Source organism: Pseudoalteromonas sp. SWYJZ12 (assembly GCF_015864395.1).
Lineage (GTDB): Bacteria > Pseudomonadota > Gammaproteobacteria > Enterobacterales > Alteromonadaceae > Pseudoalteromonas > Pseudoalteromonas arctica.
The window spans coordinates 68465-76359 of sequence record NZ_JADYXH010000019.1 but is presented as its reverse complement, the minus strand read 5'-3'; the positions used below and the strand labels follow the sequence as shown (position 1 = coordinate 76359).

Annotated in this window: 7 protein-coding genes; 3 read left to right on the top strand and 4 right to left on the bottom strand. The window is 38.3% G+C overall.

The genetic code is table 11. The features are described 5' to 3' along the window. Positions 1-104 precede the first annotated feature (104 nt). On the bottom strand, positions 105-2696 hold the full coding sequence (locus tag I6F42_RS16675; RefSeq protein WP_197152850.1) for a TonB-dependent receptor: 2592 nt from the start codon (positions 2694-2696) through the stop codon (positions 105-107). A gap of 747 nt (positions 2697-3443) precedes the next feature. Continuing rightward, positions 3444-3923, bottom strand: coding sequence for an SsrA-binding protein SmpB (smpB, locus tag I6F42_RS16670; protein WP_010553883.1), 480 nt, complete (start codon positions 3921-3923; stop codon positions 3444-3446). Positions 3924-4070: 147 nt separating this feature from the next. Between smpB and I6F42_RS16665 the strand changes: the two genes are divergently transcribed. Beyond that, a complete protein-coding gene (locus I6F42_RS16665) occupies positions 4071-4511 on the top strand; it encodes a type II toxin-antitoxin system RatA family toxin (RefSeq protein ID WP_007584120.1) in 441 nt (146 codons plus the stop codon). Next, the gene (locus tag I6F42_RS16660) at positions 4508-4831 is read left to right on the top strand and encodes an RnfH family protein (protein WP_007584122.1); all 324 of its coding nucleotides are present in this window, start codon (positions 4508-4510) and stop codon (positions 4829-4831) included. The genes I6F42_RS16665 and I6F42_RS16660 overlap by 4 nt, the downstream gene beginning before the upstream one ends. Before the next feature lie 133 nt (positions 4832-4964). Here the strand turns inward: I6F42_RS16660 and I6F42_RS16655 are convergent, their stop codons facing one another. Next, positions 4965-5324 (bottom strand): outer membrane protein assembly factor BamE, encoded by a 360-nt coding sequence (locus tag I6F42_RS16655; protein WP_004335706.1) that lies wholly within the window; start codon positions 5322-5324, stop codon positions 4965-4967. A 107-nt stretch (positions 5325-5431) separates the two neighbouring features. Here I6F42_RS16655 and I6F42_RS16650 point away from each other — a divergent pair, with 107 nt between their 5' ends. Then, entirely contained in the window at positions 5432-5761 is a 330-nt protein-coding gene (locus I6F42_RS16650) for a GIY-YIG nuclease family protein (RefSeq protein WP_182196598.1), read from the top strand. Between the two features lie 88 nt (positions 5762-5849). On the opposite strand, the gene I6F42_RS16645 is transcribed toward I6F42_RS16650, so the two are convergent. After that, complete coding sequence (locus tag I6F42_RS16645; RefSeq protein WP_197152848.1) at positions 5850-7769, bottom strand: methyl-accepting chemotaxis protein; 1920 nt, start codon at positions 7767-7769, stop codon at positions 5850-5852. Positions 7770-7895: the final 126 nt, after the last annotated feature.

Below are 7895 nucleotides of genomic sequence, written 5' to 3'. Positions count from 1 at the left end.
CAAAAGTAGGACCGTTCGAATTTCAAAAACTCGGTACACCATTAAGTCAAAGCATGCTTAACTGAATGGTGTTAGCCAATTGGCGGTTTTTTTGTGTCTTTTATTTAGAAAGAAAAGCTTACTTTAGTGTACAAGTAGCGGCCACGAGGATTATGCACAGCTGATGCATAACCGTATAAATCGCCATCGCCATCACCAATTGCAAATGGTGGCTCTTCATCAAATAAGTTATTAACACCTAAAGATATTTTAGCTGATTCAGTAATACGGTACGACGTTTGTAAATCAACAAGCGTTTGCGAGTCAATCATACGTGAAGTATTGCTATCAAAGTCTAAATTACCATCAAAGTCGATATCAGGTGTATCTTCAAATTCGCCTACATAACTGATATTTACATTGGTGTTAAACTCACCAATTTCCCAGTTGGTTGAGAAAATAAAGCGATGCTCTGGGTAGCCATATTCACCCGTGTAATCACGACCATCTTTTTCAAACTTATCTTGATATGCCCACTCTAAATTAAATTTAAGTAAACCTAAGTCATCAAGAGAGTGGTTATAGTTTGCTGAAACATCAACACCAGACACTTCTTGCGATGATAAATTTTTAAATGTGCTGTGTATTTTTTGTATTGTGCCTAAGCTTGCTCCGCCTGTAGGAGCTAAACGAACACATACGGTACTATTTTGGTTACCACATTCTGCAGCATAAATAGGACCAAATTCTTCTTCATCGATTTTATTATCTTGAGTAATGCTCCATACATCAACACTTAAACCAAACTCAGCTGTTGGTGCCCAGATAACGCCCACGTTCCATGATTCTGACTCTTCTGCTTGTAAATCAGGGTTACCAGAGAACTCAATGTTGTAATCAAGTGCTTGGCAATCTAATCCTGTTTGTTCACAGCGCTGTGTATCAACAAAAAATTGACTTTTTTGTGATGGACCTAAGCCTATTTGCGCTAACGAAGGCGCTCTAAAGCCTTGCGCCCAAGAACCACGAACCGTTACTTCATCAGTCGGTGCCCAGCGCAGAGCTATTTTTGGATTTGTTGTTGTACCAAAGTCGCTATAATCATCGTAACGACCGGCTAATTGCAGTTCGAGGTTTTCAGCAAGTGGGATTGAGAACTCAACATATGCAGCGTATTGTTCACGATCAGCAGAAGCTGATACTGATTCAGTACCAAATATTAAGCCACGTTGAAATTGATCATCAGGGATATCATTTACATCTTCTTCACGGTACTCAATACCGGCGGCCATCATTACAGCTTCGCCACCAAAACTAAACGCTTCACCTGTAATGTTAGCGTCAAAAGAGGTCATATGAGACTCACCACGACGCACTAAGCTGGTTGTGATTCTGTCAATTACAGCTGGGTCGTTATATGTGCCGCCAAATGGGTTATATCTGCCAGCATCAATTTCTTGTTGTAGAAAGTCAGTGCGTACCCAGCCTTGTGTACGATCGCCTGTTTGTAGTGATTTACTGCGACCTTTTTGTACCGCTGTCTCCCAGCTCCAATCGTTTATTTCGCCTTTCAACCCTGCAACGAAGCGTAAGGTGTCTGATTCAATGTCCCATTGGCGAGCGCCTGCATCTACTGTACGGTAACGTCCGATTTGAATGTCTTCACCAAATGGATTGTTTGGATGATTAGCGGGTACCGTAAGGCCTGCATCTTCATCAAGTGGTGTTGGTGCGCCTGCCGCGACAGAGCTATTATGCTGAACAGCCATTTCTAAAAAGCCAGTAATACCGTTATCAAAGCGGTATTCAAATTGTGAAATAGCGCCTACACGCTCCGATGCTGGGGCAACATACCCATATGGGCCGTAATCAAATAAACAGCTACCACTTGAAGTTGCATTTTCAGCAGGACAGGCTGGGTCGATTGTTTTAACGTCATCGACAATAAAGTAGCCTGGGAAACCACGAGATGAACGGAAATCTTCACCACCATAAGGTGCTTGGTTTGCAGTGCCAAGGCTGCCCATTTCATCAGAAGAAAGAGATGTGTTTTTAAAGTAATCGATAATAACAGATGCACTACTTTTTTCGCTTGTTGTACCCCAAACTAGGCTTGCTGTTGTTTCTTCATAATTTGGACCATCTGTACCGCCATAGCCTAGGTTAATCTCAACACCATCAATATCTTTCTTTAAGATAACGTTAACTACACCCGCTACTGCATCTGAGCCATAGATAGCTGAAGCGCCATCTTTTAGTATGTCGATACGCTCAATAGCAGAAACAGGAATACTGTTAATATCTACAAATGAGTTGGTGATACCTTCAGCAAAGGCACTAATTGATACACGGCGACCATTAATTAATACCAGTGTTGCATCGGCTCCTAAGCCACGTAAGCTTACTGCAGCTGAACCGTTAGCGGTTGAATCTTGGTTGTTACCACGAGTAGAGAAAGTACCGCTACCTGCTACAGGCATTCTTTCTAGAAGTTGCTGTAAATTATCGTAACCCATGTTTTCGATTTCAGCTCTACCGATTGATTGTACCGGAGAAGGTCCTTCAATATCAGTTCGCTTAATACGAGAACCAGTAACCTGAATTCGCTCTACTTTTTTGGCTTCTTCTGCTGCGTAGGCTGTTGTTGTAAAACCTGCTGATAATGCGAGTGTTGCGCCCACAATAATGCTTGGTGTAAATGCAGTTGATTGCTTCATCCTTAAGTCCTTGTTGATATATTGTAAAATTATTTGCTTAACAAGCGCAGGTATTAATACCATGTAACTTAAGTGTTATCAATTAGCTTGATTTGTGATTTAAGTATTAGTTTCAATGCTTTTTTGTGGGTTTTATGACCTTATTTATACTTTGTTTTCTAGGTGAAACTAAGCGTGAATAGGACATAGGGTTAATAATTGTTATATAGCTAGATGAAGCCATGTATGGAATAGCTAATGATTAAAATAATTTGTAATAATTTATTTCTATAAATTAAAACTTATGTTTGTTTTTCTGCTTTTAATTTATTCAATTATGTAATACCAATTTGCGATAATACTTAATCAATTTGAGGGGGTTAAAGCTGATGCTAAAGGCATTGAATTTTTTTGATTTACGACTGCTAGATACAGGAGGTGGGGTAATGCAGGAGTAATTGCTGATAATGGCTAAGTAATATCAACCTGCATAAATCTTTGATCAATTTAACGAATTAAATTGCACTATAACGTCGTTAAAAATTTTTTATTTAGAACAACTAGATATAAAAATTTTTGCCTAGTTCTAGCGTAATTTTCTTAACGTTAAATAGACCCCATATATAAGCAGATTGGTATAACAAGTTTTGTCTTGTTATCGACACTATTTTCTTATCTCATAATAGATTATTTAATTAAGAGAATTGGTATTATTTGAGCTTTTATATAAGTAAAATTAAAAACGCCTAATAAATTAGGCGTTTTTATTTATGCTTTATGCTTCATTAAGCGTTCTTTTTCACGCGACCAGTCTTTATCTTTACCGTCTTCGCGTTTGTCGTGTAATTTCTTACCTTTTGCCAAATGAAACTCAAGTTTTACCCAGCATTTTTTCCAGTACATCGCTGTAGCTATTAAAGAATAGCCATCGCGCTCTGTAGCACCGAATAAACGGTCAAGTTCGCGTCTGCTTAATAGCAATTTACGATAACGTAGCGGGTCGCAAATTACGTGGGTCGATGCACTTATAAGTGGCTGAATTTGACTGCCAAGTAAAAATGCTTCGCCATTTTTAAGATGAATATAAGTTTCTGTGATATTTACTTTACCAGCTCGGATACTTTTAACTTCCCAGCCTTGTAGTTCAACACCCGCTTCAAACTTATCGTGTAAAAAATACTCATGTCGCGCTTTTTTGTTTAGCGCGATGGTATTACTTGTCGATTTTGATGAATTTTTCTTAGCCATAGTGCCCTATAATATACGTAATGTGAGATGTTTTACATCGATTTTTTTAATAATGCTTTTAAAAATTTAGCTTTAATTTAAGCAGCATGAAAATTTGGGGAAACGCGCAAAGCTTGCTAAAATTCGCCCACACAGTTGGGAGTGAGTATGCCACAAATAGAAAAAAGTGCGCTGGTTATGTACAGCACTAAAGAGATGTTTGATCTAGTTAATGATGTAGAAGCTTATTCACAGTTTTTACCAAATTGCTCAGACTCAAAAATTGTTTCACAGCACGATAATAACATGACCGCGAGTTTAGAAATATCTAAGGCGGGTATAAAAAAGTGGTTTACCACCGAAAACACCTTTGTTGATGAACAAACCGTGTTACTGCGCCTTGTTGATGGTCCGTTTAAGACGTTAAAAGGGCGCTGGCATTTTCAAGAGCTAGACGCCAAAGCATGTAAGGTTCATTTGCACCTAGAGTTTGAATTTTCAAGTAAGTTAATAGAGCTTGCCTTTGGAAAAATTTTTAACGATGTAGCAAAAAATATGGTGAGTGCATTTACTCAACGTGCAAAACAGGTTTATGGAGCGCGAGTATGATTAATGTTGAGGTGGTCTTTGCATTACCGACCACGGCCACGTGTTTATCAATTGAAGTGCCACAAGGGACGACAGTCGAGCAAGCTGTTATTCAGTCAGGTATTATAGAAAAGTGCCCAGAAATAGATGCCACATCGCTAACGTTAGGCGTGTGGAATCGAACTGTAAAAGCTAACTATGAATTAAAAGACGGTGACCGTATAGAAATATACCGTCCATTAATTGCAGATCCTAAAGATGCCCGCAGAAAACGTGCAGAAAAAGCAAAAGAAGAGGGGCGTGCGAATAAAATAACGGGTGGTCGCCCACTCGAGAAGTAATACCAATCGGCATAAACTTCGAACAATTTAACAGATTAAATCACATGTTAACGTCGTTTAAAATGGTAAAAGCTTTTTAAGTAAACCAATAAAAAAGGTGAGCCATGCTCACCTTTTTTACTACCTGAGACGTTTATTGCTCTAGCGGTGTAGTAAAGTTTTCAGGTTGGTCATAATCACCTGAGATTGAAACTAACTTTTCATTTTCAAAGTTAATTACTAACTCTTTATTTTGCTCGTTTTTACGGCCTTTATTAAAGCTGTAAATATAGCGCCAAGTATTGTTATCAAAGGCGTCCTCGGCAATAGGTCTACCTAATACATAAACAACTTGCTCTCGGGTCATATTTACACGAAGTTTTTCAACATCCGATTGCTCTAAAAAGTTGCCTTGTGGGATGTTAATTCGGTATACCCAGCTAGAGCAACCTGCTGCTGAGCTAAGTGTTAAAGCGACGATAAGCCAAAGAGAAAAAGTTTTTAACGACTGCATTGTTAGTTGTGATCCTTATTTTTTATAATCTGCATGATACCGATTAGTCACTGAAGGTAAAACCCTTTTAAGCAATTGTTTTATGTTAAGGGCGTTAAGGTAATGTTTTGACCACTGATAATGAAAAAAGTTTACAGCATATTGAAACGAATATTTTAAAAACTGAGTCTACTTGGTTTTTATATATAGTTGAAACACGATTTGGTCATTGGTACACAGGGATCACGACTAATGTTGAAAAACGCTTTGCAACTCATCAGGCTGGTAAAGGAGCTAAAAACCTTAGAGGAAAAGGGCCTCTTTTACTTATCCATCAACAACAAGTAGGTAATAAAAGTGAAGCAAGTAAGCTTGAGTATCAATTAAAAAAGCTTCCTAGAGCTAAAAAGGAAGCGTACGTTTTAGCGTTTAATAGCGGCGATAGTGAAAACACTTAGTTTGTATAAATTAAGCATATTAGCTATGAGCAAAAACTATCTTCGAATATAGTTTTTGCTCATAGCTGGCGTGTAATATTAGAGTCGCTTAGCGATGCTTTTCAAAGGTAGCTACAAGTGCATCAAGTGTTTGTGCGCTGTTTGCTAAGTCGCGAATCGCTTGCTCTGTATTGATTTGTTCGCTCATTGCTTTATCGCTAATTTCGCTAATCTGCTCAATATTACGACTTACATCGGCAACCACATTACTTTGCTGCTCAGTTGCAGTCGCTATGAGCGTAGCCATATCGTTTATCTCATTTGCTGTTTCGGTTATTGTATCAAGTAATTCAACAGAGCTTTGCATAGCACCAACGCTTTGCTGAGCTTTATCTTTCGATTGACCAATATCGTTAACTACATCGTCAGATATTCTTGTAAGCTCTTCAATCATAGATTGAATTTCGGTGGTTGATTGCGATGTACGGTTTGCCAGTGCACGTACTTCATCAGCAACAACAGCAAAGCCGCGTCCGTGTTCACCTGCGCGAGCAGATTCAATTGCAGCATTTAAAGCAAGTAGATTAGTTTGATCCGATATGCCTCTAATTGAGTCAACAATACTTGCAATATCAACCGTTTTTTTAGAAAGCAAAGTAACTTGCTCTGTTATGCCATCAATATCGCTGGCAAGGGCTGATATAGTTGCTTGGCTTTGGAGTACTTGTTTGTGACTTTGAATGGTGTTTTCGCGGCTGTTATCGGTTAACTTAGCTGTATTTGCTGCGCTTTGCGCTATTTCTTGTACTGTGGCGCCCATTTCGTTGATTGCTGCTGCGACAGATATTGTTTGTTCTTTTTGGTGATCTATTGCTTGAGAATTTCGTTTGGCTTGTTCAAATACATGATCAGAGCTTTGACGTATATCGTGGCTTTCGCTTGCAACCTGAGTAATGGCTGTTTCTATTTTGTTAATAAACTGATTAAAGCCATTACTTAGGTTGTTAAGCTCTGGTTGGCTCGATTCTGGTAAGCGGTACGCTAAATTTGCATCGCCTGAGCCTAATCGTGAAAATAACTCAGCCATTTTAGAAAGTGGAGATGAAAGTGAGCGTGCAAGTAAGTAACTAATCAAACTAGCAACCAATGCTGTAATTATCGTAAAGGTAAAAATTTGCCATTGTAAGGTATTTACACTTGCGAAAACTTCACTTTTTGGTACTTGAGCTACAACATATAAATCGGTGTTTTTAATAGGCGTAGCAGCTACAAGTGTCGGTTCGCCATTTAAATTAATTTCTTCTAGTGCAAAGCCATTACTATTAAATAGTTGGCTGTGGATATTTGCAGTATACAAATCATCAATATTTGCTTTAGCTACTTTACTTGCATCTTTATGAAGCTGAATCAATCCACTTTTATCTGCAATGAATACAAAGCCTGTTTGCTCAATTTTAAATTGCTGTAATAGCTTTTGCATATCAGTGATGCTTTTTGCAAGACCTGCTAAACCAGTACCATTAGCCTGCTGATGATTTACAAACATTTTCACATCATTGGCTGACTCTTGATAAATACTAATAGAGTAGGGCTGTTTTGATTGCTTAAAAGCAAAAAACCAGCCATCGGCTGCATCGTTTTTTAACACACGCAAAAACCCATTCTGATTCCAATACTGTGCAGTGTCTCTATTTGCCCAAGATGCTGTGGCTAAATCGTATTGCTGGGCAACGCGATTTAATTCTTTTAATAGTAATGTATCGTCTTGGTTGTTTGATTGAGCCCATTGTAAAATAAATTCGTTTGATGATAGTTGCTGAGCAGCACCGAGTAACTCGTTGATTTCACCGCCTATGTGATTGCTGATTGTTTGCAGTTTACTAGGGAGCTCTGACTCAATCATACGTTGCTCAATTATATCTTCTGAGCTGTATAAAGAGGTCAAGCCAATAAGCGCGGCTACACATATAGCAATAGCACTGCCTAAAGCTGTGATTTTTTGAGTAATAGAAAGGTTTTGTATCGTCATGATATTAATTAATTTTACAACTGAGTAGAGGACTATATTAGCACATTATTTATTTTGATCTAAATATTGCCTATAAAGGGATGGATAAAAGGTAGCGTTGGATGATTAAAGTTTTATGAATGAGCA

Bases quoted from the DNA above. Each gene is read 5' to 3' on its own strand.
- I6F42_RS16675 (WP_197152850.1), bottom strand. From the start codon at position 2,696: ATGAAGCAATCAACTGCATTTACACCAAGCATTATTGTGGGCGCAACA.
- smpB (WP_010553883.1), bottom strand. From the start codon at position 3,923: ATGGCTAAGAAAAATTCATCAAAATCGACAAGTAATACCATCGCGCTA.
- I6F42_RS16665 (WP_007584120.1), top strand. From the start codon at position 4,071: ATGCCACAAATAGAAAAAAGTGCGCTGGTTATGTACAGCACTAAAGAG.
- I6F42_RS16660 (WP_007584122.1), top strand. From the start codon at position 4,508: ATGATTAATGTTGAGGTGGTCTTTGCATTACCGACCACGGCCACGTGT.
- I6F42_RS16655 (WP_004335706.1), bottom strand. From the start codon at position 5,324: ATGCAGTCGTTAAAAACTTTTTCTCTTTGGCTTATCGTCGCTTTAACA.
- I6F42_RS16645 (WP_197152848.1), bottom strand. From the start codon at position 7,769: ATGACGATACAAAACCTTTCTATTACTCAAAAAATCACAGCTTTAGGC.